Origin of the sequence: Leisingera sp. ANG-M6 (assembly GCF_000813905.1) — a bacterium.
Classification (GTDB): Bacteria; Pseudomonadota; Alphaproteobacteria; order Rhodobacterales; family Rhodobacteraceae; genus Leisingera.
Genome location: NZ_JWLG01000013.1, coordinates 212,409 through 237,697, shown reverse-complemented (window position 1 = coordinate 237,697; position 25,289 = coordinate 212,409). Strand labels below are relative to the sequence as shown.

Annotated in this window: 24 protein-coding genes, 1 pseudogene and 1 riboswitch; of the genes and pseudogenes, 8 read left to right on the top strand and 17 right to left on the bottom strand. The window is 62.1% G+C overall.

Annotated elements, in window-relative coordinates; translation table 11 throughout:
- Nucleotides 1–146: 146 nt before the first annotated feature.
- Nucleotides 147–485 (top strand): P-II family nitrogen regulator, encoded by a 339-nt coding sequence (locus tag RA24_RS11030; RefSeq protein WP_039191788.1) that lies wholly within the window; start codon nt 147–149, stop codon nt 483–485.
- Between the two features lie 26 nt (nt 486–511).
- On the top strand, nt 512–1,846 hold the full coding sequence (locus tag RA24_RS11025; protein ID WP_019297309.1) for an ammonium transporter: 1,335 nt from the start codon (nt 512–514) through the stop codon (nt 1,844–1,846).
- A gap of 145 nt (nt 1,847–1,991) precedes the next feature.
- On the opposite strand, the gene RA24_RS11020 is transcribed toward RA24_RS11025, so the two are convergent.
- From RA24_RS11020 to sseA, 3 genes are all read right to left on the bottom strand, one after another.
- Nucleotides 1,992–2,249, bottom strand: coding sequence for a hypothetical protein (locus RA24_RS11020; protein ID WP_019297310.1), 258 nt, complete (start codon nt 2,247–2,249; stop codon nt 1,992–1,994).
- Between the two features lie 232 nt (nt 2,250–2,481).
- Nucleotides 2,482–3,666, bottom strand: coding sequence for an amino acid aminotransferase (locus RA24_RS11015; RefSeq protein ID WP_039191523.1), 1,185 nt, complete (start codon nt 3,664–3,666; stop codon nt 2,482–2,484).
- A gap of 3 nt (nt 3,667–3,669) precedes the next feature.
- Nucleotides 3,670–4,524 carry a 3-mercaptopyruvate sulfurtransferase gene (gene sseA, locus RA24_RS11010; RefSeq protein ID WP_039149617.1) on the bottom strand — a complete coding sequence of 285 codons (855 nt, stop codon included), beginning with the start codon at nt 4,522–4,524 and terminating at the stop codon, nt 3,670–3,672.
- Between the two features lie 166 nt (nt 4,525–4,690).
- Here sseA and RA24_RS11005 point away from each other — a divergent pair, with 166 nt between their 5' ends.
- On the top strand, nt 4,691–5,908 hold the full coding sequence (locus RA24_RS11005) for a leucine-rich repeat domain-containing protein (protein ID WP_039191520.1): 1,218 nt from the start codon (nt 4,691–4,693) through the stop codon (nt 5,906–5,908).
- Nucleotides 5,909–5,920: 12 nt separating this feature from the next.
- Here the strand turns inward: RA24_RS11005 and smpB are convergent, their stop codons facing one another.
- From smpB to RA24_RS10990, 3 genes are all read right to left on the bottom strand, one after another.
- Complete coding sequence (gene smpB / locus RA24_RS11000; RefSeq protein ID WP_019297314.1) at nt 5,921–6,403, bottom strand: SsrA-binding protein SmpB; 483 nt, start codon at nt 6,401–6,403, stop codon at nt 5,921–5,923.
- Between the two features lie 44 nt (nt 6,404–6,447).
- On the bottom strand, nt 6,448–7,302 hold the full coding sequence (locus tag RA24_RS10995) for a DMT family transporter (protein WP_039191518.1): 855 nt from the start codon (nt 7,300–7,302) through the stop codon (nt 6,448–6,450).
- 78 nt (nt 7,303–7,380) lie between these two features.
- Nucleotides 7,381–7,941, bottom strand: coding sequence for a helix-turn-helix domain-containing protein (locus RA24_RS10990; RefSeq protein WP_039173680.1), 561 nt, complete (start codon nt 7,939–7,941; stop codon nt 7,381–7,383).
- Nucleotides 7,942–8,045: 104 nt separating this feature from the next.
- On the opposite strand from RA24_RS10990, the gene RA24_RS10985 reads away from it, so the two are divergent.
- Nucleotides 8,046–9,224, top strand: a complete 1,179-nt coding sequence (locus RA24_RS10985) for a benzoate/H(+) symporter BenE family transporter (RefSeq protein ID WP_039191516.1) — start codon at nt 8,046–8,048, stop codon at nt 9,222–9,224.
- Between the two features lie 133 nt (nt 9,225–9,357).
- Nucleotides 9,358–11,202 carry a dihydroxy-acid dehydratase gene (ilvD, locus tag RA24_RS10980; RefSeq protein WP_039191514.1) on the top strand — a complete coding sequence of 615 codons (1,845 nt, stop codon included), beginning with the start codon at nt 9,358–9,360 and terminating at the stop codon, nt 11,200–11,202.
- A gap of 457 nt (nt 11,203–11,659) precedes the next feature.
- Here ilvD and RA24_RS22255 read toward each other — a convergent pair.
- A pseudogene (locus tag RA24_RS22255) lies at nt 11,660–11,968 on the bottom strand (DUF6678 family protein); the annotation flags it as partial.
- A 41-nt stretch (nt 11,969–12,009) separates the two neighbouring features.
- Entirely contained in the window at nt 12,010–12,828 is an 819-nt protein-coding gene (locus RA24_RS10975; RefSeq protein WP_039191511.1) for a sulfotransferase family protein, read from the bottom strand.
- Nucleotides 12,829–12,970: 142 nt separating this feature from the next.
- Between RA24_RS10975 and RA24_RS10970 the strand changes: the two genes are divergently transcribed.
- Entirely contained in the window at nt 12,971–14,548 is a 1,578-nt protein-coding gene (locus RA24_RS10970) for a DUF5928 domain-containing protein (RefSeq protein ID WP_039149634.1), read from the top strand.
- 41 nt (nt 14,549–14,589) lie between these two features.
- On the opposite strand, the gene rpiB is transcribed toward RA24_RS10970, so the two are convergent.
- From rpiB to RA24_RS10955, 3 genes are all read right to left on the bottom strand, one after another.
- Complete coding sequence (rpiB, locus tag RA24_RS10965; protein WP_019297322.1) at nt 14,590–15,039, bottom strand: ribose 5-phosphate isomerase B; 450 nt, start codon at nt 15,037–15,039, stop codon at nt 14,590–14,592.
- Between the two features lie 140 nt (nt 15,040–15,179).
- Entirely contained in the window at nt 15,180–16,265 is a 1,086-nt protein-coding gene (locus RA24_RS10960) for a hybrid-cluster NAD(P)-dependent oxidoreductase (RefSeq protein WP_039149637.1), read from the bottom strand.
- 4 nt (nt 16,266–16,269) lie between these two features.
- On the bottom strand, nt 16,270–17,505 hold the full coding sequence (locus RA24_RS10955; RefSeq protein WP_039191508.1) for an aromatic ring-hydroxylating oxygenase subunit alpha: 1,236 nt from the start codon (nt 17,503–17,505) through the stop codon (nt 16,270–16,272).
- Between the two features lie 107 nt (nt 17,506–17,612).
- A riboswitch (cobalamin riboswitch) is annotated at nt 17,613–17,811 on the bottom strand.
- 256 nt (nt 17,812–18,067) lie between these two features.
- On the opposite strand from RA24_RS10955, the gene RA24_RS10950 reads away from it, so the two are divergent.
- Nucleotides 18,068–18,619 (top strand): dihydrofolate reductase family protein, encoded by a 552-nt coding sequence (locus tag RA24_RS10950; RefSeq protein WP_241477425.1) that lies wholly within the window; start codon nt 18,068–18,070, stop codon nt 18,617–18,619.
- 3 nt (nt 18,620–18,622) lie between these two features.
- Nucleotides 18,623–19,174: a TetR/AcrR family transcriptional regulator gene (locus tag RA24_RS10945; protein WP_039191505.1), complete on the top strand. Its 552-nt coding sequence runs from the start codon at nt 18,623–18,625 to the stop codon at nt 19,172–19,174.
- A gap of 73 nt (nt 19,175–19,247) precedes the next feature.
- Here RA24_RS10945 and RA24_RS10940 read toward each other — a convergent pair whose 3' ends face one another.
- From RA24_RS10940 to RA24_RS10915, 6 genes are all read right to left on the bottom strand, one after another.
- Nucleotides 19,248–19,892, bottom strand: coding sequence for a DUF1523 family protein (locus RA24_RS10940; protein WP_019297328.1), 645 nt, complete (start codon nt 19,890–19,892; stop codon nt 19,248–19,250).
- A gap of 11 nt (nt 19,893–19,903) precedes the next feature.
- A complete protein-coding gene (locus RA24_RS10935) occupies nt 19,904–20,170 on the bottom strand; it encodes a hypothetical protein (RefSeq protein ID WP_019297329.1) in 267 nt (88 codons plus the stop codon).
- Between the two features lie 149 nt (nt 20,171–20,319).
- Nucleotides 20,320–21,681, bottom strand: a complete 1,362-nt coding sequence (locus RA24_RS10930; RefSeq protein ID WP_039191502.1) for a DUF6638 family protein — start codon at nt 21,679–21,681, stop codon at nt 20,320–20,322.
- Nucleotides 21,678–22,502, bottom strand: a complete 825-nt coding sequence (locus tag RA24_RS10925; protein ID WP_039191500.1) for a hypothetical protein — start codon at nt 22,500–22,502, stop codon at nt 21,678–21,680. The genes RA24_RS10930 and RA24_RS10925 overlap by 4 nt, the downstream gene beginning before the upstream one ends.
- Nucleotides 22,503–22,683: 181 nt before the next feature.
- The gene (locus RA24_RS10920; protein ID WP_039191497.1) at nt 22,684–23,067 is read right to left on the bottom strand and encodes a hypothetical protein; all 384 of its coding nucleotides are present in this window, start codon (nt 23,065–23,067) and stop codon (nt 22,684–22,686) included.
- Nucleotides 23,068–23,070: 3 nt separating this feature from the next.
- On the bottom strand, nt 23,071–25,005 hold the full coding sequence (locus tag RA24_RS10915; protein WP_039191496.1) for an ATP-binding protein: 1,935 nt from the start codon (nt 25,003–25,005) through the stop codon (nt 23,071–23,073).
- Nucleotides 25,006–25,289 lie beyond the last annotated feature (284 nt).

Genomic DNA, 25,289 nt, shown 5'->3' with positions numbered 1-25,289 from the left:
AAAGGCGCAAAATTATTGTGCGCTCGCAGAAAGACGCGCGGAAACTTGCTGCCCTTGGCTTTGCACGACTCGGGGCGGCGGCTTTGCTGCAGGTGCACAATGCATCGGCATGGGGCCGGGGCAGCGCGAAACAAAGGGATGCAGAGATGAAAATGATCGTTGCCGCCATCAAGCCCTTCAAGCTGGACGAGGTCCGCGAGGCGCTGACCGGTCTTGGCGTGAGCGGGCTGATGGTCACCGAAATCAAGGGCTTCGGCGCCCAGGCGGGCCACACCGAGATTTACCGCGGCGCCGAGTACGAAGTGAATTTCGTGCCCAAGTTGAAGCTGGAATTGGTTGTGCCTGCCGATCAGGCCGAACAGGCCGTCAGCGCACTTTCCGAGACCGCCCGCACCGGCAAGATCGGCGACGGCAAGATTTTTGTTTTGGATGTGGAACAGGCCCTGCGGGTGCGCACCGGCGAAACCAATCTCGAGGCGCTGTAAGCGCGCCCGGCATGGAGGAAAGACTTATGAAGACCCTGAAACTCCCCCTTGCGGCTCTGGCGCTGAGCGCGCTGCCGGGCCTGGCGCTGGCCCAGGACGGCCCGGCCCCGGGCGTGAACCCCGCAACCGACACCGTGTTCATCCTGAACTCGCTGCTATTCCTGATCGGCGGCTGCCTGGTGTTCTGGATGGCAGCGGGTTTTGCCATGCTCGAGGCGGGCCTGGTACGCTCCAAAAACGTTACTATGCAGCTGACCAAGAACATGGCGCTGTTCTCATTGGCTGCCGTGTTCTACTGGCTGATCGGCTACAACCTGATGTATCCGCTGGGCAACTGGGCCGTCGACGGCGTCCTGTCCGGCGTCTTTGGCCCCGGCGTGCTGGAGGCGGTTGGGATCACCGCGGAAGGCGCGGATGATTATTCCTATGCCGCCACCGGCTCGGACTTCTTCTTTCAGCTGATGTTCTGCGCCGCCACCGCCTCGATCGTGTCGGGCACCCTGGCGGAACGCATTAAGCTGTGGCCCTTCCTGATCTTCACCATCATCCTGACTGCCGTGATCTACCCATTCCAGGCCAGCTGGAAATGGGGCGGCGGCTTCCTCGAGGAGATGGGCTTCCTGGACTTCGCCGGCTCCACCGTGGTGCACTCCGTGGGCGGCTGGGCCGCACTGACCGGCGCGCTGATCCTCGGGCCCCGCATCGGCAAGTATAAGGACGGCAAGACCATTCCGATGCCCGGCTCCAACCTGGCGCTGGCAACCCTCGGCACCTTCATCCTGTGGATGGGCTGGTTCGGCTTCAACGGCGGCTCGCAGCTGGCGATGGGCTCGATCGGCGACGTGGCTGACATCAGCCGCATCTTCTCCAACACCAATGCTGCCGCGGCTGGCGGCGCGGTGGCAGCTCTGATCCTGACGCAGCTCCTGTTCAAGAAACCGGACCTGACCATGATCCTGAACGGCGCGCTGGCCGGCCTGGTGGCTATCACTGCCGAGCCGCTGACCCCGGGCTTGGGCCTGGCCACCCTGATCGGTGCCATCGGCGGTGTGATCGTAGTCTTCGCCGTGCCGTTCCTGGACAAGCTGCAGATCGACGACGTGGTTGGCGCCATCCCGGTGCACCTGCTCTGCGGCATCTGGGGCACTGTGGCCGTGGTGCTGTCGAACCCCGAAGCCAGCCTGCTGACTCAGCTGACCGGCATCGCCGTGGTGGGTGTGTTCACCGTTGCAGCCTCTGCCGTGGTTTGGATCATCCTGCGTGCCACCACTGGCATCCGGGTGGAGGAAGAGGATGAGGTCAACGGGCTCGACATGGCGGAGCTAGGCATGGAGGCGTACCCGGAGTTCTCGCCGAGCTAAGTCCAGCCCTGCTGACAAAATTACGCGGCGCCTGTTTCAGGCGCCGCGTTTGTGTTTCCGCGGAGGGCTCCCGCCAGTTGCAGGATCATCAAGAAATGACCCTTCGCTTTTGGGCCGGGCGCCGCTGGCGCGGGGCGGAACGGGGTCAGCCCTGCGGGACAACAATCACTTTGGGCGCCTTCTGGTCGCGGTAGTCGCGGCGGTCTTCGGCGCGGTCAAGATGATCCTCCACCACGTCCCAGACACCCGTGTCGACGGCTTCATCCCGGCGGTTCTCGCGGCGGTCGGCACGGTTTTCCACCCGGTCGATAACTTCGCCGTTTGCAGCAAAAGCCGGGGCGGCCAGCGGCAGGGCAACGGCCGCGGACAGGATCACGGCGAGGGCGGATTTTGCGAGGGTCATTTCGGTCTCCTAGGCTGTGTTGCGTATGACTTCCGCAAGCACAAACGCGAAGCCTTGGTGCTTCCGTCGCCCAATTGCAAATGACCTGACGTCAAGCGTCGTCCCGCCTTCGCAAAGCCGTCAATCACTGCCCCTGCGCGCAAAGTTTTTCTGAAAAGTCTTAGGCGCCAACCCTCAAAAAAAACGCGCCCCGCACAAGGGCGCGTTTCTAAAATTTCAAAGTGGCTCAGGCTCAGACGCCGGCGTCAACAATCGCCTTGGCCAGCACCGGCACGGTCTGCGCGTTAAGGCCCGCGATATTCAGGCGGCTGTCGCCAACCATGTAGATGCCGTTGTCGACCCGCATTTTCTCGACCAGCTCCGGCGTGGTTCCCAAGAGCGAGAACATGCCGCGGTGCTGGGCGATGAAGCTGAACCGGTCGGAGCCGGTCAGGCGCTGCAGTTCATCCGCGAGGCTCTGGCGCAGGCCCAGCATGCCAAGACGCACCTCTTCCAGCTCGGCCGCCCAGTCGGCGCGCAGAGCATCGTCGTTGAGGATCATGGTCACCAGACGCGCGCCGTGATCCGGCGGGAAGGAGTAGTTCTGCCGGTTCAAAAACGCCAGGGTGCCCTGGTTCAGCGCTTGTGCGCCCGCGTCGTTGGAGACAGCCATCAGCAGGCCGGTGCGCTCGCGGTAGATGCCGAAGTTCTTGGAGCAGCTGGCGGCAATCAGCGTCTCGGGGCAGCTGGAGGCCACAAGGCGCACGCCCAGCGCGTCTTCTTCCAGGCCGTCGCCAAAGCCCTGATAAGCAATGTCGATCATCGGGATCAGGCCGCGCTCGTTCAGCAGCGCAATGACCTCTTTCCACTGCACCTCGTTGAAGTTGGCGCCGGTCGGGTTGTGACAGCAGCCGTGCAGCAGCACCACGTCGCCCTTCTGCGCGCCTTTCAGGTCCTCCATCATGCCGTCGAAGTTCACACCGCGGGTGTCGCGGTCGAAATAGCGGTAAACGACGGTTTCGATGCCGACATAGTTCAGGATCGACACGTGGTTCGGCCAGGTCGGATCCGACACAAAGACGCGCGCCTTGGGGTTGGCCATCTTGATCAGCTCAAACGCCTGGCGCACCGCGCCGGTGCCGCCGGGCGTGGCCGCTGCCGCGATGTTCTCACGCGCAACCGCATCGCCCAGGATCAGCTTGATCATCGCATCCGAGTAAGCCGGATCGCCGGCCAGACCGACATAGGACTTGCTGGTCTGCTCTTCCCACAGCTTGTGCTCCGCCGCCTTGATCGCGCGCATCACCGGGGTGACGCCCTCGGCGTTCTTGTAGACGCCGACGCCAAGGTCGATCTTGTCCGCGCGCGGGTCGTCGCGGTACATCTGCATCAGCGCCAGGATCTTGTCGGCGGGCTGGGGTTTCAGGGTTTCGAACATTGCTCAGTTCTCTCCGGTAGCAACGGGAAGGGTCGGGAAGGCACCCCATTCCACCCAGGACCCGTCATAAAGCGAATGATCGGTCTTGCCGATGCGCTCCAGGGCGAGGCTGAGGATGGCAGCGGTAACGCCCGATCCGCAGGAAGTAATCGCAGGTTTGTTCAGGTCGACGCCAGCGGCCTCAAAGGCAGCGCGGATGCCATCGGCGTCTTTCATGGTGCCATCGGCCTTCAGCACCTGGCCAAAGGGCACATTGCGCGAGCCGGGAATGTGTCCGGCACGCAAGCCCTCGCGCGGCTCCGGCGCATCGCCGCGATAGCGCTCGGCGGAGCGGGCGTCGATGATTTCATGATCGCCCAGCTTGGCGGCGGCAGAGACCTGAGTCACATCGCGCACCATATGGTTCTGCACCCGCACAGTCATATGGCGGTCGCGGATCACCGGCGGCAGGTCCTCCACCGGATGGCCCTCGGCCTGCCATTTCGGAAAGCCGCCATCCAGCACCGCAACATTGGTCTGCCCCATCAAGCGGAACAGCCACCAAACACGGGCCGCCGAGAACAGGCCGGCACCGTCATACACCACCACCTGATGGCCGTCGCCAACGCCCATGGCGCGCAGCTTGGACATGAATTTTTCCACCGGCGGCACCATATGCGGCAGGTCGGAGCGGTTGTCGGAAATCTCGTCAATATCAAAGAACCGCGCGCCGGGGATATGGGCGGCGTCATACTCCGCCTTGGCGTCCCGCCCCTGCTGCGGCAGATACCAGGACGCGTCCAAAACCCGCAGATCCGGGTCCTTCAGATGGGCGGCAAGCCAGTCCGTGGAAACCAGCGTCTTCGGATCGTCCTGCATCAAAGCGTCTCCCTTTCTGCATTTAGCGCCATGGGTACATCCCGTGGCAGGGCGGTGCAAGCTGTCCTGTCCCCCTCACAAGCCTTTACGGGCCTTATGCGTGTGTTTTACGGAGCAGAAACATCTTGCCTGCATTATTGCGGCAGGTGTCGGAAAAGGTAATCACATGCCCGGTTTGCGCAGCTTTTTTGCATTCATCCTTCTGGCCGCCTGGCTGTCCCTGCCGTTTCCTGCGCAGGCCAGCTGTGCGGCCTTTGGAAGTACATGCATAAAAGACAATAACTTAGAGGCGAGCATCAGGCTTGGCGCAAGGCAGTCGGACTTGCAGGAACTGGTACAGTTTCAGCAATTGACCAGCCTGTCGCTGATAGCAGAACCAGGATTTGAAGACCCCGTAGACCTGTCACCGCTGGCTCAGCTTCCCAATCTGGAGAAACTGGCGCTAGTGGGGCTGGGCGTTTCCGGCCTGGAGCCTTTGACGCGGCTGCCGGAACTGCGGCGGCTGAGCCTTGATTCTGTCCGGACCCGCGATTTCACTCCGCTGGCGCAATTGACCCGGCTTGAGCATCTTTCCGTCTGGGGCATCAGGGAGCTGACAGATCTCTCCTTTTTGCGCGGTTACAACCGTCTGCAAAGCCTCAATATTGCCGATTCAGGCGTCACGGACCTGGAACCGCTGGCGGGAATGGCCACTCTGGAAAATCTGCTGGCCTTCAACACCGGCATCTCCGATTTGGCACCGCTGGCCGCGGCGAACCTGCGCGTGGTCTGGATCTCTGGTTGCCCGGTCCAAAGCCTGGCACCGCTGGCGGCCTCCAGCAGTCTGGAAATGCTGCGCGCAGACGGAAGCCGCCTGCAAAGCCTGGAAGGGCTGCAGAATAAACCCGCCCTTCATACCGTGGTCCTGACAGGCAGCGGCGTTGCCGACCTGTCGCCCTTGGCAAGCGCAGGCAGGCTGGCGGAACTGGACCTGGCACACACGCGTGTCCAAGACCTCGCGCCCCTATCAAACCTTTCCGCGCTTCAAACTGTGGTATTGGACGGCACCGCTGTCAGCAGTCTTAAGCCGCTTGCAGGGCCAAGCCTCCGTGAGCTTTCAGCAATTGGCACTGCGGTGATCAGTCTGGCGCCTGTCCGGCAGATGCCAGGTCTGAAGGAACTTGGAATATCCGGCACAGCCGTCCGGGATCTGCAACCGCTCGAAGGCCTGAAAAACCTGTCTATCCTGCGGGCCATCGGCTTGCCTCAGGAAACTCTCCTGCCGCTGCTCAGAACCGAAAACCTCAAGATCCTCTACGCCGGCCCGGAAGGCGGGCCGCACAGGCGCCTGCTGGGGCGGAAGCAGATTGCCAGATACGTTACCGGCGCAAATCAGCAAGACTGATAGAACTGATGCCTACCGCGCGTCCTTCAGCAGGCGCTGTTTCTGGCGGCCCCAATCCCGTTTGGCCTGGGTTTCGCGCTTGTCGTGCAGTTTTTTGCCCTTGGCGATGCCCAGCTTGATCTTGGCGCGGCCCTTGTGGTTGAAATAGATCACCAACGGCACCAGAGTCATGCCCTTGCGCTGGGTCAGGTTCCACAGATCCGACAGTTCCTTGCGCGACACCAGCAGCTTGCGGCGTCGGCGTTCCTCATGCTTGAACACCTTGGCCTGCGCGTATGGCGGAATGTAGGAGTTCACCAGCCACAACTCGCCCTCTTCCACCGCAGCATAGCTGTCCGCGATATTGGTGCCGTTGCCGCGCAGCGCCTTGACCTCGGACCCCTCCAGCACGATGCCGCATTCGATATCGTCCTCGATTGCATAATCGAAGCGTGCCCGCCGGTTCTCGGCGATCACCTTGTAGTTCGGGTCTGATGTCTGCTTCTTCTTGGCCATGGGCGGCAGATGTAAGGCCGCACCGCGGCGGGCGCAAGATACGGTTACGCTTTGCGGCTGCGCAGCAGCGTGAAAACACCACTGACGACGATCACCGCGCTGCCAATGAGGGTCAGCGTGTCGGGGCGCTCGCCGAACACCAGCACCCCCAGCACCATGGCAAAGACCAGCCTTGTGTAGCGGAACGGTGCAATGACCGAAATTTCCCCCGCCCGCATCGCACCGGACAAGGCATTATAGGCGATCACCCCGATCACCGTCGCCGCACCAATGTCCAGCCAGTTGCGCGGGGCCGGCCAGACCGCACCGCCAGTCCAGCCCAGCGCAATGATCCCGGCAACCACCAGCATGGCAAAGCCCAGGAACCCCAGTTGGTTGTTGCTCATATCCTTGGGCGCCGCGCGGGTGGCCAGATCGCGGCCCGCGAACCCCAGCGTGCCTGCCACCGCAAACAGCGAGGCCGGTTCGAAACCGCTCAGCCCCGGCCGCAGGATCATGAGCACCCCGGCAAACCCCAGCCCGATCGCCAGCCAGCGCCGCCAGCCGACGGTCTCGCCAAAGAACACAACCGCCCCTGCAGCCACCACCAGCGGTGTCGCCTGCAAAATGGCCGAGGCCGAGGACAAAGGCGTCAGCGCAATTGCCAGGGTGAAGCACAGCCGCCCGACAACTTCCGCCATGGAGCGCCACAGCATTGGGCGCGTGCCAAAGCCCGGGTGCCAGGGGGCGTGACCCTGCGCACGCGCCATCGCGGCAAAGACCGCCATGCCGCCCAGCCCGAACAGGATCAGGATCTGCCCCACCGGCAGCGCAAGAGCCGCGGATTTGATGAACATGTCCTCCAGCGCAAAGGCGGCCATGGCCAGCACCATCAGAAGGCTTCCGCGCAGCGTGTCCATTCCCGGCTCCAAATCCTGAAAACTCAATCACTTGCGCAAGTGGTAGGCAGCCCCGAAAAAATACACAAGTGAAGCAGATCAATCCCGCTGCGTCAGAACCGCCTGCCGGTAGTGATGCATGTTGAGAAACGCCGCGCCGGTCTCAAGGCTGCGGTAGCCATGCGGCTGGTCGGCGGCAAAGCGCAGCCCCTGCCCCGGCTCCAGCGCCACCCATTCGCCATCCCGCAGCACCTCCATGGAGCCGTGCAGCACATAAACCTCCTCGGTCACACCGGTGTCATGGGGCTGCGACTGGTGGCTCTGCCCCGGCTGCAGCGTCACCTGAAAGGTCTCCGCCCCCAGCACCGGATCAAACGGAAAGACGATTTTCACCCCGATGCTGCCGGGAAACTGCACCGTTTCATAAACCCCGGTGGCGGCGCTCACTGGCCGTGCGGCCTCTCCCAAAAGGGCGGTCAGCGGCAGGTGGAACCCCTTGGCGATCTTCCAAAGGGTGGCAATTGTCGGGCTTGATTCGCCGCGCTCGATCTGTCCCAGCATCGCCTTGCTGACACCTGTGGCCTCCGCCGCCTTGCTGAGGCTTAGCCCCGCTGCCGCACGGATTTCACGCAGGTTCAGGGTGATGCCGTCATCGCTCATTGTCTCTGCCCGTCAAAAAAGTCTTGTGCGTTATAACGCACGGACTGTATTGTGCGCTATAACGCACGCCACCCTACCCTGCCCGGCCGCCAAGGAAAAGCCGCATGCTCAAAGATCTGAAGCTGTCGCACATCGTCTCCGGCGCGGTTGCTGTGCTGGTCGGCTACACAGGCTCGGTCGCTATCATTTTTCAGGCGATTGAGGCCGTCGGCGCCACTCAGGCTCAGGCCAATAGCTGGATGCTGGTGCTGGGGCTTGGCATGGGGATTACCTGCCTGATTCTGTCGCTGATGTACCGGATGCCGATCCTGACGGCCTGGTCGACACCCGGCGCGGCGCTGCTGGCGGTCAGCCTCAACGGCGTGCCGCTGGCAGAGGCGGTCGGCGCTTTCCTCCTTTGCGCGCTCCTGCTGACTCTCACCGGCATCACCGGCTGGTTCGCCGCCCTCTCCCGGCTGATCCCGGACAGCCTGGCCAGCGCTATGCTGGCGGGCATCCTGTTCCAGTTCGGGTTGTCCGCCTTCACCTCGCTGCAGACCGACACTGCATTGGTGGCCGTGATGGGCCTCACCTTCCTGGCCGGGCGCAAGCTGTTCCCCCGCTACTGTATCCCCGCGGTGCTGGCCGCAGGCGTGGCATGGTGCGCGAGCACCGGTGCCTTCGGCAGCCTGGAGGCGCTGGACCTTACGCTCGCCCGCCCCGAATTTGTCATACCCGCCTTCTCACTTCCGGTGCTGATCGGTATCGGCCTGCCGCTCTACATCGTCACCATGTCCTCGCAGAACATGCCTGGCGTGGTGGCGCTGAAGGCTTGCGGCTACGACACACCTGTTTCCGCCAGCCTGACCATCACCGGCCTGGCCTCGCTGATCCTCGCCCCCTTCGGCGGCTTTGCCTTCAACCTCGCCGCCATCACCGCCGCCATCTGCGCCGGCCCGGAAGCGGACGAGAACCCCGAAACCCGCTATCTGGCAGGCGTAATGACGGGCGTTGTCTACATCCTGGTGGGACTGGGCGGCGCCACTGTGATCAGCCTCTTTCTGATCGCCCCCAAGGCGCTGGTTGCCACCGTCGCAGGCCTGGCGCTGCTGGCCACCATCGGCAACAGCCTGTCTGCCGCGCTGGCTCAGCCGCAAGGGCGCGAGGCCGCGCTCATCACCTTCATGACCACGGTCTCCGGCATCAGTTTCTTTGGAATCGGCGCGCCGTTCTGGGCGCTGGTGCTGGGCCTTCTGGTGAATCACTGGCTGAAAAGCCCTGAACCGGCCCCTACCCGCGCCTGAGAAACAGCCCCAGAGACATTTCGCCACTGAAATCCGGCGCAATCTGCGCCAAAATTACCGAACAGCCCCCCGGCCGGTTGCCTTTATTGCGCAAATCGTGTCCCTGAGGGCAAAGACTAAGGGAACCAGCCTGATGCCAAAGTACCGATCCAGAACCTCCACCCATGGCCGCAACATGGCGGGCGCGCGCGGACTGTGGCGCGCGACCGGCATGAAGGACGATGATTTCGGCAAGCCGATCATCGCCATTGTCAACTCCTTCACCCAGTTCGTGCCCGGCCACGTCCACCTCAAGGACCTGGGCCAGATGGTCGCCCGCGAGGTCGAGGCGGCCGGCGGCGTCGCCAAGGAGTTCAACACCATCGCGGTGGATGATGGCATCGCTATGGGCCATGACGGCATGCTCTACTCGCTGCCCTCGCGCGAAGTGATTGCCGACAGCGTCGAATACATGGTCAACGCACACTGCGCGGATGCCATGGTTTGCATCTCCAACTGCGACAAGATCACGCCCGGCATGCTGATGGCCGCCATGCGCCTCAACATCCCGGCGATCTTCGTCTCCGGCGGCCCGATGGAAGCGGGCAAGATCGACATCGCCGATCTGGACATGAAAAAGATCGACCTGGTGGATGCCATGGTGGCGGCGGCGGATGACAAGTTCACCGACGACCAGGTGAAGCACATCGAGGAAAACGCCTGCCCGACCTGCGGGTCGTGCTCGGGCATGTTCACCGCCAACTCGATGAACTGCCTGGCCGAGGCGCTGGGCCTGGCGCTGCCGGGCAATGGCTCCACGCTGGCCACCCACGCCGACCGCAAGGGTCTGTTCCTGGACGCCGGGCGCAAGATCGTCGAGATCACTAAGCGTCACTACCAGGACGAGGAAAAAGGCCTGCTGCCGCGCGAAATTGCCACGTTTGAGGCGTTTGAGAACGCAATGAGCCTGGATATCGCCATGGGCGGCTCCACCAACACTGTGCTGCACCTCCTGGCCATCGCCAACGAAGGCAAGGTGGATTTCAACATGTCACACATGGACCAGTTGAGCCGCAAAGTGCCCTGCCTGTGCAAGGTCGCGCCGAACATCCACAACGTCCACATGGAGGACGTGCACCGCGCCGGCGGCATCTTCTCGATCCTGGGCGAGCTGAGCCGCGCAGGCCTTCTGCACAACGATTGCCACACCGTGCATTCCTCATCCATGGGCGAGGCGATTGCCAAATGGGACATCAAGGTCGCCAACAACCCGGAGGCCGAGGAGCTGTTCAAGGCCGCCCCTGGCGGCGTCCGCACCACCCAGGCCTTTTCCCAGGCCAACCGCTACAAGGAACTGGACACCGACCGTGAAAACGGCGTGATCCGCGCCAAGGAGCACGCCTTCAGCCAGGACGGCGGCCTTGCGGTGCTCTTCGGCAACATCGCTCTGGACGGCTGCATCGTGAAGACCGCGGGCGTGGATGAACACATCCTCAAGTTCACCGGTTCGGCCTATGTCTGCGAAAGCCAGGACGCGGCGGTGAACGACATCCTGACCGGCAAGGTCAAGGAAGGCGACGTGGTGGTGATCCGCTACGAGGGCCCGCGCGGCGGCCCGGGGATGCAGGAAATGCTTTACCCGACCTCCTACCTCAAGTCGAAGGGCCTGGGCAAAGCCTGCGCGCTTCTGACTGACGGCCGCTTCTCCGGCGGCACCTCCGGCCTGTCGATTGGCCATGTCTCGCCCGAGGCAGCCGAGGGCGGCACCATCGGCCTGGTGCGCCAGGGCGACAGGATCGAGATCGACATCCCCAACCGCTCGATCCATCTGGCTGTCTCCGACGAGGACCTGGCCGCGCGCCGCGAGGAACAGGACACCAAGGGCTGGAAACCCGCCGAACCGCGCAAGCGCAAGGTCTCCAAGGCGCTGAAGGCATACGCGCTGCTGGCAACCTCCGCCGCCAAAGGCGCGGTGCGTGCGCTGCCCGACGAGGACTGATACCGCTCAGACTTGGAGCACACAGAACCCGCCGCCTCTACGCGGCGGGTTTTGTTTTGGCTCCCGCGCCTGAAGCCGGGTCAAGGGCCGCGCGAACGCGCGGCGGCGCAGCCGCTTGCCCTTGAGGCGGTTTCAGGTGCTTTACCATGGGGAAAGCGCGTTCAGGGCAGTCCTGTCCCTGAACCGCTTCTCAGAAAATTTTCTGCATCCGCCAATCTCTCCCGCCCCCGCTGCGGCCCTCTGGCTCACGCCAGTGCACCGAGCGGCGTTGGGCGTTGCGCCGTGCGGGCGCACGGCGCGCCTCCGGCGGGGGGTATTTTGAACCAGAAAGAAGCGGGACCACCGCGCTTTGAACGCAACCGCGCCGCGCCAGCGGCGCCCGGCCCAAGTCTTGTGCTGCTGCATCTATGATGCGGCGGCATGGCGCGGGAGCCCCTCGCTTCGGCACTCAAGAAATCTAGGCGAAGGACAGTTTCTCTGCTGTCTCGCCGCATGTCACAAAGCCAAAAATGAGCACTGCATTTCCTTCGGCTTTCCCAGCCAATCCAATCTGCGCAAGCCGTTTTTGAAATTCGGCATCAGCCAGGCAGCTGCCACGCAATTCCACCCATTCCAACTCAGAAAAACTGCGTTCGGGAAAATGATAGTGCCATTCGCAATCCCAACCGCTTACGTATCCGCTGACTATACAACGAGACCGGAAATCAGGCCTGTCACCGGGGTCCAGCGTCAGGACCAAGTCCCTGAGCTCCATCCATTTGGTATGGTTGGAAACCGGATATTAACCCTCAAACGCCCGCGCCACGGTCACTCCCCCAGCTTGGCGTGCACCTCGTCCAGGTCGATCTCGCCCACCGGCATCTTGTTGGCCGGGTTTTCGAAATCGTATTTGAACAGCTCGAAATCGCGTTTGTAGATCTCGTAGACAAGATGCATCGACAGGTCATCGAAGTAATCCTCGACCGGATGCGCGCGCTTGGGGCCGTGGCCCTCGCTTTCGTTGAAACGCGGGATTGCGTTCAGGTCCACGGGATGCGGCGTCTCGATCGCGTCCAGCACCCCCTGCATCCCGTCATTGAACGCCTCGGTCCAGAAGATCTGGTTGTAGCGCCCGCCGTTCAGGATGAAAGTCGACACATGCCCCGACATCGCCGACCAGTGGATGTCCGGGTCCATCGGGCGGCGCCAGCGGATGGTGTCGCGCGCAAACAGCAGAAACCGGCGGAAGCTGGCGATCTGGTCGAACTCCTGCTTGCCGTCGTCGCCACCGACCTCGATCCCGTATTCATAGGCCAGCTTGGGCACCAGGTTGCCGCGGTAGCGCTTGCCGTTGCGCTGGATGCCGCAGATCTTGTCGAAGAACGATGACAGGATCCGGGTATAGGGGTTGCGCACACAGGTGAAAGCATAGGACCTCTGCCCCTGCACATTTCGCGTGATCGGCCCCTGGCTGTGCTCCAGCGCCCATTTGTGCAGACCGTCCTTGGCGTCGTGAATGTCACCGTCAAAGAACCGGCCATGGTCCGAATAATACAGAATCTGACCGATGGTCGAGCAGGCGCATTTCGGCACCACCCGGTAGACCACACTCTCACTTTCCGTCATCCAGGTGCCGGGAAACCCCATTTGCTGCCCTCTTGTCCGTCTTTGCCTGTTCCCAGCAGTAATCGCATATGTTTACCGAAACGGGAACTATCTGGTTTATTCGTGCGTACAGCGCGCTTATCAAGGTAAACAATCAGGCAGAACAAGGCAGTCCGTCCCCCCAATGGCAAAAATCGCATATATTCTGCTCTGCCATAAAGACCCCGAGGCGATCATCCAGCAGGCTGAGCGGCTGACGGCGGCCGGCGACTGCATGGCGATCCACTTTGACGGGCGGGCAGCGCCGGAGGATTACCAGCTGATCCGGTCAGAACTGGCCGACAACCCCAACGTCACCTTTGCCAAGAGGCGCATCAAATGCGGCTGGGGCGAGTGGTCGCTGGTCGAGGCGACGCTGCATGCGCTGCGCAGCGCCGTGGAGGAGTTTCCGCGCGCCACCCATTTCTACATGCTGTCGGGCGATTGCATGGCGGTGAAAACGGCGGAATACGCCCACCAGTTCCTGGATGCGCACGACAAGGATTTCATCGAGAGCTTCGACTTTTTCGAAAGCGACTGGATCAAGACCGGCATGAAGGAGGAGCGGCTGATCTACCGGCACTTCTTCAACGAGCGCAAGCACAAGCAACTGTTTTACTGGAGCCACGGCCTGCAAAAACGCCTGGGGCTGCAGCGGGAGATTCCCGCCGACATCCAGGTGCAGATCGGCAGCCAGTGGTGGTGCCTGCGCCGCCGCACTGTCGAATGGATCCTGGGTTTCATCCGCAAGCGCCGCGACGTGATGCGCTTTTTCCGCACCACATGGATTCCGGACGAGACCTTCTTTCAAACCCTGGTGCGCCACTTGATCCCGGAAGCGGAGATCGAAACCCGCACCCTTACCTTCCTGATGTTCACCGACTACGGGATGCCGGTGAATTTCTACAATGATCACTATGACCTGCTGCTCAGCCAGGACTTTCTGTTTGCCCGCAAAATCAGCCCCGAGGCCAAGGAGCTGAAGTCGCGGCTCGGGCGACTCTATGCGGCGCAGGGGGTGGACTTCCAGATCTCCAACGAGGGCAGAAGCCTCTACAAGTTCCTGGCTCAGCGCGGGCGGGACGGCCGCCGCTTTGCGCCCCGGTTCTGGGAAACCGAAAGCACCCTGGGCCGTGAACGCGAGCTGCTGATCGTGGTCTGCAAGAAATGGCATGTCGCCAAGCGGCTGCTGGAACAGATCCGGCAGGTCACCAACATCCCGGCAATCGAATACCTGTTCAACGAGGAAGACACCCCGCTGCCCGACCTCGGCGGCATTCAGGCGGCGCTGATGAAACGCACCCGTCACCGCCGGGCGCTGATGCGGATGCTGTTCGAATACTATGAATCCGATCAGCTGATCATCTGCCTGGACCCCGGCGCCATCGACCTGATGAACGATTTCCATTCAGACCGGTCATCGACCCGCTTTCTGCACATCGAATGCGATTTCAGCGACGACTACCTGATCGGCCATGCCCGCCGGGTCGGACTGGCAGGCGAACGCACGCCGCAGCTGACGCTCGAACGGCTGCTGCCAACGATCCGCAACGACATCCTGCATGAAAACGACCGCATCCGCGATGCAGGCTTCGGCCAGCTCTACGAGATACGGGAAAGCAGCAGCGTGGAGGAAAACGCAGACCAGCTCAGCGGCTTTCTGAACCTGTCCGGCGATCAGTCCCGGCAAATTGCCGGGACCAGTTATCTTTTTGCAGACTGAGCGGGACGCGGCCCTGCGCTGCCGGGCGAGAGGGCCAGGTCTCAGTCTTCCAGCGCGTTGATCATGTCGACGCGGGTGCCGTGGCGGCCGCCTTCGAATTCCGTGCCCAGGAAGGCATCGACGATTTCCAGCGCCAGCCCTTCACCAACCACGCGGGCGCCGATCGACAGCATGTTGGCATTGTTATGGGCACGGATCATCTTGGCTGAAAACGTGTCGGAGCAGACACCGCAGCGGATGCCCTTCACCTTGTTCGCCGCCATCATGATGCCCTGGCCGGTGCCGCACAGGACAATGCCCAGAGTGCAGTCGCCAGAGGCCACCAGCTGTGCCGCGGCGGCGCCGTGCTTGGGATAATGGGTGCTTTCCGGGGTTTGCGGGCCGATGTCCTCGACCTCCCAGCCCTGCGCTTCGATATGGGCGGCAACGGCCTTGCGCAGCTCGATGGCGGCGTGGTCGCTGGAAAGGGCAATGCGTTTGCTGGCAGTCATGGTCTGATGGTCCTGTGTCGCAACGGGGGTATGAGGCTTGGCCCCGTGTTGACCAAGGGACGGGCGCGGCGTCAATCCCTTTATCGCCGCAGGCCCGGACCAGAAGGGAGCGGAGGGCCCGCGGGAGGCCCTCCGACAGATCAGATTTCCACTTCGACCCGGCCAATCGGGTTGGAGCAGCAGGCCAGGATATACCCTGCCTCCACGTCCTCTTCCGAGATGCCGCCGTTGTGGACCATATGCACGTCGCCTGCGGTCTTCTTGACCTTGCAGGTGCCGCAAATGCCGAAGGTGCATCCCGACGGGATGTTGAGGCCCGACGCCTTGGCCACTGCCAGCACGGTGTCGGTCTCGGTGCAGGTTGCGGTGACGCCCGACGCTGCAAAAGTGATCTCGGCGGCGGCGGTTTCTGCCGGAACAACATCGTCCAGCTCCGGCGCATCTGCCTCTGTCTCCACCGGCGCGCCAAAGCTTTCCTGGTTGTAGTTCTCCATGTCGAAGCCCAGGCCGTTCAGCATGTCGCGCACCGCCTGCATGAACGGCTCCGGCCCGCAGCAATAGACCTCGCGCTCCAGGTAGTCACCGGCGATCAGGCCCAGCATGATCTGATTGAGCTGCCCGCGGTAGCCGGTCCAGACCTGATAGGGGTCGTCCTCCTCCACAACGAAGTGCAGCTTGATGCCCGGCACCCGCGCCGCCATGCCCTCAAGCTGGCGCCGGGCGATGATCTCGCTGGGGCGCTTGGCGCAGTTGATGAAACAGACGTCCGGCGATTGGCCGCGGTCGAACAGGTACTGGGTCATCGACAGGCTGGGTGTGATCCCGGAGCCTGCGGAGATGAACAGGAACTTGCCGTTCGGGCGCTTGGGCAGGGTGAACACGCCCGCCGGGCCGGAGGCCTTGAGGAACATGCCCGGTTTCAGGCTGTCCAGCATCCAGCGGGTGCCGATGCTGTCTCCTTGCGCCTTCACCGTCACTGAGATCGACAAGGGCCGCGACGGCGAGGAGCTGATCGTATAGGTCCGCCAGACTGTCTCCCCCGGCACCGGCAGCTCCAGGGTCAGGAACTGGCCCGGCTGGTATTTGAACCACGCGCCCGAAGGCGCGCGGAAGCTGAAGGTGGCGGTGTTCGGCGCTTCCGGCACGACAGAGACGCATTCCAGCATCTCGTCGTCCTTCCACGCCAGGGTTTCGTCCAGCGTCTCGAAGTTTGCCTGCAGTCCCATACGCTTACTCCGCCGCGATCAGGTGGCGGCCGGTCAGCGCGCGGGTCAGATGGTCGGCGTACCAGTTGGAGAACTGGATGACGCCGCTCTCCTGCACTTCCGAATAGGGACCGGGCTCATAAGCGGGCGAGTTGATGCCGCGCTGGTTGTCCTCTACCACGATGCGGTCCTCGTCGTTGGTGGCAACCCAGACCTCGGTCAGCCGCTTCAGGTCATAGTCCTGACCTTCCACCGCGTCCTTGTGCACCAGCCACTTGGTGGTGACTTCGGTTTCGGTCGGGCTAATCGGGGTCACCCGGAACACGATGGAATGATCTGGCAGGAAGTGGTTCCAGGTGGTCGGGTAATGGAACTTCAAGAGCGTGCCGGCATCGGCAAAGGGCACCCGGCCGAGTTTCTTGGCCACTGCCGCCTTGCCGTCCATGGTATAGCTCTCGGCGCCCTCGTTCAGTGGCATCCGCGCCACCCGGTACTGGCCGCGCGCATCGATCTGGAACTGCGCCGGCACGCCCGCCGCTTCGATCCGGTCGAAATGCTTTTGCAGATGCGGCGGGGTCTCACCGCCCTCGACGCCGGTCACCGACGGATCTTCCGGGAAGGTCCGGCACAGTGACGGGTGGTTGCCGCCGCAGTGATAGCACTCGCGGTTGTTCTCCCAGACCAGCTTCCAGTTGCCGTTCTCGATGATCGAGCTTTCATAGGCGACCTTAGCGTTACCCAGGTCATGCGGCTCCAGATAGGGGCGCGCAACTGCGGCAAAAGCGTCGAAGTCCGGCGCCTCATCCGCCAGGCAGATGTAGATCAAGCCGGCCAGGTCACGGCAATGCACCGGCTTCAGCCCGTGTTTGGAGGCATCGAAGTCCGGCCCCATATCGCGCGCCCACAGCAGTGAGCCGTCCAGCTCGTAGGTCCACTGGTGGTAGGGGCAGACCAGCTTGGGCGAGTTGCCCTTCTTGGCCTTGCACACAACAGAACCGCGGTGGCGGCAGGCGTTGTGGAAGGCACGCACCTCGCCATCGGTGCCGCGCACGATGATGACGTTGTAGGCGCCGACCTGATGGGTCACGAAGTTGCCCGCCTTCGGGATCTCGCAGGCGGGAATGGCAAACAGCCATTCGCGGTAGAAGATCTGGCGCATGTCCAGATCCAGCACGCCCGGGTCGGTGTAAAACGCCTGCTCCAGGGAATAGTTTTTCTGACGGGCGACCAGTTTGGCCAGAATTTCGCTGTCGTGAAGCATCTGCTTCTCTCCTTTGCCGCATCCCCGCGGCAGGTTGGCTTGGCTGCGGGCATGGATAGAGAGATTGCAGGCCACGCGCCTGCAACCGCCCCGCCGCCGCCCGCGGTTGACGTTTTCGGGGCAAGGCTGGTTTCCGGACTGTCCCGGGGCCATTCGGCGGCGGGGCCTGGCACCTTCCCGAAGCCGTTGCTTCAGTGGTTATTGCCATGCCTTGCCCGGGGTCACCGTTGCGGGGGCAGTGCCGGAATTTCACCAGCTTCCCAATTCTCCACCCCTAGGGGCGGCACCTTGCTGAAGCGGAAAATGCCCGAATCCCGCGCCGCCGGCGGAGACAAATCCGACCCGCCAAAACCGGAAAAAGACATGCATGTTTGCCATGCCTGCAGGGACAGGGATGTCCAGAATCTCAAACCGGCATCCGCCAGCCCGTTTGCGGCAAGCGCTTATCTTTCATGCGGTTAGGCGCTGCCAGCCGCTGCAGATCGATTCGCACGCAGCGAATCTTACGCTGGCCCCTTGGAACACGAATTGCATTTAACTATATGACGTATAGTTAAATGATATGCAGGAGAATCCGATGACCACCGGCCACGTCTTCATCGCCACCAGCCTCGACGGCTTCGTGGCCCGGCAGGACCATTCGCTGGACTGGCTGCTCAAACAGCCCGACGCCGAAGATGACGATGGCGGTTTTGCCGCCTTCATGGACAGCGTAGACGGGCTGGTCATGGGGACGGGCTCATTCCGCACCGTGCTGGGGTTCGGCCAATGGCCCTACACCAAACCGGTTGTGGTCCTCAGCAACAGCCTGAGTGAACAGGACATTCCCGAAGAGCTGAAGGACAAGGTGCGCCTCAGCACCGCCGCACCCGCAGACCTTATGCAGGAGCTGCAAGAGCAAGGCTGGACCCGCGCCTATGTCGACGGCGGCCGGATGGTGCAGTCCTTCCTGCGCCAGGGGCTGATCGCCGATCTGACCATCACAACGGTTCCGATCCTGATCGGCAGCGGCATCCCCCTGTTCGGCAGCCTGGACCGGGACATCGACCTCAAGGTGGCAAGCTCCCGCATCCTGCCCACCGGCATGGTCCAGACCACGTTCCAGGTGGCCTGACCAATGCCCCCGCGCATGGGTCGCCCGCCCAAGGGCAGCCGCACCCTCAGCAAGGATGATGTGCTGCAGAAAGCCTTGGAGCTGCTTGACGAAGGTGACAGCAAGGCCCTCACGTTCAAGGCACTGGCAGCGGCGCTTGGCGTCACCCCAATGGCCGTTGCCCATCACGCCGGCACCAGGGACGAGATGATCGCATCCCTCGTCGGCATTGCGTTTGAAGGCGCGGATGCACCGTCAGAAGCGGCAACGCCCAAATTGCGGCTGCGTGACCTGATGACCCGCTATTGCACCCAGGTGACCCGGCACCCGGAACTTGCGAAATGCATCCTGGAAAACCCGTCCCTGATCGGTCCTGCCCTGACCGGGCTGACCCGGCTGATCGAGGCGGAAGTCACCGCCGCAGGCGTATCCGGCTCAGAGGCCCGCACCCTTCTGTGCCTGCTGGTGGATTACACACACGGCTTCGCCTTTGCCGCCGCCGCGGCACCACGCGGAGCGCTGTCACCTGACGGCTTCACCTCCGCGCTGGACTGGGTGCTGGACCGGATCGAATAAACAAACGCGGGCCGCTTCAGGCCCGCGCATCCGTTTGTGTCTTTCAGAGCCGCCCATCCGGCGGCCCCTCCCGTCACTTCGATTTCCAGGTATCCAGCCAGCGCCGGAACCGGCCCTTGCGCTCAGCAATGGCATCGCCTGCCGCATAGAGGCTGTCCTCGGCGCTTTCGATCATCGGGTCGATCCGCGCCTGACGGAACCGGCGCCAGCGCACATAGATGGCCCACAACAGCGCCGCGAGCAGCACCAGGAAGATGATCGAGAACCAGTTGGTTGGCTTATCTTCCGGCCCCGCCACCGGCTTGATTGTCACCGCATTGGGGAAGATCGACAGGAACTCGTTGCGCCAGCCGTAATGCATCACCGCCACCCACTCCGGGTTCGCCTTGGTCGAGATGCTGTCATTGGCGTCCGTATAGAGGTTCGCAGTGTCGAACTTGAAATAGGGCGGCCAGTTCCAGCCGGTGTCCTCGTTGCGGTAGACCATATTGCGGCCGTTGGCGCGCACTGCCTGGATGAACTGCACATCGCGGTTGATCAGCTGCGCCGACTGGTCGTCGGGCTTGGACCAGAAAACCCGCGTCCAGTCGTTCAGCTCCTGCCGCTCCTCGTAGGTGTTGACGATCCGCACCACGTCATACTGCGGCAGCGTGTAATGCAGAAAGGCGCCGAACAGCACCCAGAAGGTAATCAGGAAAGCCCATTTGATGAAACGCATGGGGGTGGACCTCACATGAAGTTAATGACGTAGATCAGGAGCGCCAGCGCCCCCAGCGGAATGATATAGACCAGAAGGATCAGCTTGCGCCGGAACGAGTTGTCGTATTGTTTCAGCCCCCGCTGGATGAAGGCCGCGCGGTCGCCGGTCAACCCCTTCTCTTTCCAGCGCCGCTTAAGCTTCAGCCGCCGCATCTCGCGCGAATAGAGCGACACCGCGGCGTAGACCACGGTCAGCACCACCAAGAGGATCAGGATCAGGCGGATAAAGCCGAACATCTCAGCACGCCTCCTGAGCTTTTGCACGTAACATAGGTTCGCGCCCGTCCCGGGGTGGGCGCACTTCGCGCCCGCCCATGGGGGCTGGTCGGGCGCGAACCGGATCGCAAGCGATCCGGGAAGAATTTAGTTGCTCCAATAGGACCATCCTATCGCCCCCTCACCCGGTTCACCGCGCCCCAGGGGCCGACCCGCTCAACCACCCCCTTGCGCCGGTTCCGTGGCAGCTTGGGCATCCGCCCCTCCATATCCGGCTCATGCCCGAACAGCGCGGCGCGCGCACCCGCCTTGTCCACCGTATACTCCCGCGCCAGAAACTCCGCTGCATAGGCTTTCTTGGTCTCCGGCCAGCCGCGGTACCGGCGGTAGAACTCTTCCTTGTGGCAGATGAACATCTGGCGGAAGTCATGCGGGCACAGCTCTGCCAGCAGCATGTTGACCAGATCGCGGCAGGGCGTGTCCGACGCCCTGAGGCTATAGAAATAGGCCGGATGGTCCGAGGTGATCTTTGGCCACTTGCCGCCGCCCTCGGCCCAGCGCACCAATGCTGCCAGCCCCTCAAACTCTTCCGGCAGCTCCTCCGCATGCCGCGCCGCCAGCCGCCGCAGATCCGACCGTGACAGGCCGGTCAGATCCCGCCCCTTCTCTGTCAAAACCGAAACCGCCAGGAACCCCATCTTCTGCCGCAGGATCGCCGCGCCATCGACACCGCGCGCCCGGATCACCGGCTCTGCCAGCCCGTTCAGCTCCAGAAACTTGGCAATGGCATTACGCTGGCTCAGGTCAAAAACGCGATCCAGCGGCACGCCCTCGGGCTTTGCCCCGCTGGCAATCACCGCCGGGTGCTGCACGTCCTGAAACAGGTACAGCCCGCCGAAATGCGCGGTCCAGAAGTTGCCCTGCTCAAAAACCTCATGCTCCAGATGCACCGGATTGCGGGTCACATCGCCGGTCTGTTCCGCCGTCGCGATCATCTCTCCGATCAGCGCATCATCGAACCAGGCATCCTCCCCGGTTTTGAACCGCTCCACCAGCTCCGCCAGACGGTCCGCATGGCGCAGCGTACCCTTGGTAGTATCCGCCTCGATCCGCACCTGGCGGATGTCGAACAGCTTGCGCGGCTCGGAGACCTCAAACACCGAATTCACCAGTTCCCCCGCCACCGCATCCGTCGCGGTCAGCGCAAACAGCTGGCGTTCATTGACCTCGATGAACCGCCGCAGGATATCCCGGCTGGTGGAAAATTTCACGTGAAGCAGCGGGCAGCGCTTCTGCTCGGTCGACAGCAGAATGAACTGCCGGTTCACGCCCGCATGGTTCAGATAGTGATCATCCCCCAGCTCATCCCCGATCTCCGGCGAAAAGCCCGAGATATCGACGTGGAAATCCGTCAGAGCCGTGGACTTGCCGGTCAGATGCTTCAGCGCGCGGTTATAGCGCTCCACCAGCGCGGGCGAGGCCACATGGAAGAGATTGCCGAACATCAGGCCATGCTGGATGAGGCGTTTCATTGGGCGGCCTCCTTTGTGTAGCAGCCTGAAATCCAAAGTACGTCACTTTGCGCTAGTAACCTTGCAGCCTCTAAAAGTGAATCAAACCTAGCTCTTTCTAATCGGTAAGAGTTCACTGCCGATAATTCAGGCTGCAGAACTTTAATTTTGCGCAGTACGTCGTACAACTGTGGAACTTCATGCACGCAGTTCCAGCCCGGGACGTAAATTCCTTTCTCACAACGCCATAGAATACTCTCCACAGCATCATAGCTTTCGGAAGCGAAGGTTAGCTTTTTTTCCCAACTCCATTCAGAGGGGCAGTTGAACTCAATATTATGCCCTCCTCTCCGACTTAATGCTTTGTCCTGATACCAAGCGGCACCGGACAAGTCTCGCATAAGCAAAAAGGCGTCTAAAAGGTACTCATGCAGCAGATTTTCCGCTTCCACGGCTTTGCGTCGCTGTTCCTCGTAAGCAAACAACTGCGTTTGTGCAGTCAGTTGTGCAGCCATTTTTTCGGACTCTTTTCTCGCCAAACGTAGTTCCAAACGCTGTTGAGAGAGCTCCTTGCTCTGCATCATTACTGTCACAATGATCCAAAAGAACGCCAACGCACCGGCGGCACCGGCCAATGAGTCGCCAATTTCATTTGGCGGTGAATACCAGAAGGCAACAATTCTTCTTTGGCAATCAGTTCCCTGACACATCGGCAAAAGCGAAAGAAATAAGACAACAGACAAGAATAACGAGGTGGCTACGATACCTCGCTGAACCAACACATCGTAGCGAGTAAACCTGTAACGAGGGTATACCTTCAGCCACTTGATGAAGTATTTCATCGGCGCATCCCATCACTCGCCAAAGTGTGCAAGCTTTTCGCTTCGTCCCCACCCGAGGCGCTTGCGGCTCGGGCAGCGCCCGTCCGCCCCGTCAAACCGCAGGTTTGCCCCCGGCAAAACGGGCGGGCGCTTCGCTTCCGCCCGCGGACAGGCTCTGCCCTTGTGTGGCAAACAACCCGCATCAGCTTTCCCCTCCATCACATGCTCTAGTCTGCTGGGTTAATCGTTTGAACTTCCTGGTTCCAAACAGCCAGCCTACACCAAATGCAACTGCGGTCACCGGCACAAGGATGGAGGCTGAAATTGCTTCCATTACCAAAGCGAACCACAGAATACCGTTTCCAGCTATCGGCTCTCCTGTCAGGTCATCCCAGACCAACATCGCTATCACCAGAAAGATTACAGATGGCACAGCGAAGGATGTCCCGAATGTCAAAATCCCAGCCCGCCGCCAAGTTGTCTGCCGCATTCCGAAATCGCTCCCTGCAATCAGCGCAACCGGAATGGCCAAAAACGCAACAACTCCTGTCACGATCAAGGCGAAATATGCGAGCGCGATCCCCAAGGGTCACTTCCCCTCCAGATACCGCCGCTTGGCCTCTTCCTGCCGCCCGAAATCGCGCACCATGTTTTCAATCGCTACCTCATCCGACTTGTCGGCATAGCGGAACTCGCTGTCGGCGTAGCGGTTGATCTCCTGCACCACCATGTCGACCGTGATCGGAACCCGCAGCTCCGCAATCATCGCGGATTTGGTGTCGTAATCCTTGAACAGGAACAGCTCCGGGTTCTCCATCCATTCATCCGGCAGCTCGAAATCCATCGCCCGCACCTTGACCGCATCGGTGATGTTCTTGATGGCGCGGCCGGTGAACCGCTCATCCGCGGCTTGGATCGCCTTGAGGTACGTCCCCAGCTTGGCCAAATCATCTAGTTCCCCGATCTGGTCGTGCACCCGGCCAAAGACCTCCATCAGCCCCGGCTCCTGCGGGCGGTTGTGCGCCTCAAACGAGCGCGCGACCGCCTTCTTGATCTCCTGCGCGCCATAGAGGTCGTGCTCTCCCAGCGGGATCGCATGGTTCTTGCCCATCAAGAGCGTCAGGATGTCGATGTAATCCTCCCGCGTCTGCGGCCCGTCCACCAGGAACCGCGCGCCCGCCCGCTGGCGCAGCGCGTCGTCAACATTCTCCGGGTAGTTGGAGAACATGCCAAAGGTGCAGTTGCCGCGCACCACGGTATTGGCGCCGGCAAAGGCCTCCATGAACACCGCCGTCACCTCCTGCTGGCCCGCGCTGGACTGCCGGTCGCCGCGCTTGCCCGCGATCTGGTCGATGTCGTCGATGGTGCCAAAGCCGATCACGCCCGGGTCGATCACGTTCTGGATGAACGACTTGGCGTTCTGCCCCGACTTGCCCTGATAGCTGTCGATATTGTCGATGCCGAAGTTCTGGTAGCGGAAGGCGTAGCCCGCATTCTGGCAATAATCATGGATCAGCCCCGCCATCATCTGAATGAGGGTGGTCTTACCCGTCCCCGGCTTGCCGTCACCCATGAAGGTGAAGATGAAGCCGCCCATCTCGGCAAACGGGTTCAGGCGGCGGTCAAAGTCATAGGCCATCAGCATCTTGGACAGCCGCAAGGCTTGATACTTGGCGATGTGGTTGCCGACCACCTCATGCGGCTTCTTGAACGCCATCGTCAGGGTGGTGGATTTCGCCTTGGCCGCCGGCTCAAAGCCGCTGATGGTCAGATCATCCGCCTCCACCCGCCAGGCGGCGGCAGAGAACGCCTCCAGCCGCGGCGCAGTCTGGGCGCGCAAGGCCGCCTTTTCCATCAGCTGCTCGGCATAACCCGCCGCAGCCGCAATCAGATGCGCATCATCGGGCGCGTGCAGCGCCAGCTTCTGGTCCAGCTCCCACAGCGCCCCGTGCAGCGCCAGCGGTGCGTTGTCGGTCAGCAGCTCCTCCACCTCGCCCACCTCGGCCTGCGCCTCGGACCCGTGCGGCGCCAGCAGATAGGCCGCGGCATTGGCAAACACATGCGCCGCAATCAGCGCCTCGGCGGCCAGCAGTTCGGTGAACTCCCCCTTGCGCGCTGCATCCAAAGATCCAGCCAGATTAGCCCGCTTCAGATCCGCCAGCCCGGATACATCCGCATAAGCCTCCCCCATTGCCAAGGAGACCGCCAAGGCGCGGCGCAAGGCGTGCTGCAGGGTCGCCTGCAGGGGTGAGGTCAGCGGATCATCGTCATCCGCCGCCTCGATGCGGGCAATCAGATGCACGCCTTCGGGCCGCGCGGTGGAGCGTGTGACCAGCCCGGGCGTGGTGGAGCGGAAGCGGCGGGTGCGGGCGATCCCGGGCGAGCGTTCCGGCGCCTTGCCCTCCACAGCAGGCTTGGCAATGCGCGGGGTGTGGTCAAACCCCTCCAGCATCGCCGCCGCAGCCGCGTAATGCTTGCGGATATCCTCTTCCCGCAGCTCCATCTGATTGCCTGAAATGCTCATCTCTCTCTCCTTCAGAGGCCCGCGACCAACTGATAAATTTCAATTTCTTCTATCCGGCCTGCTTCTTCGCGGTAGCACACCCAACGATTGCCACCTCCCCAAAAGCCGTAAACCAGTGACTTCCGCATGCAATGCGGCAGTGGCACGGGCCGATGCGGAGTAGACCTGAAAGCCGGGCCGCTTTCTTTGAACCCGCGCCATCCGAGATCGCGCTGCAAGTCCTCAACGGTGCTCCCAACAGGATAGCGGCTCAAAGTCTCCGCTTTGAACGCATTCAGATCCTG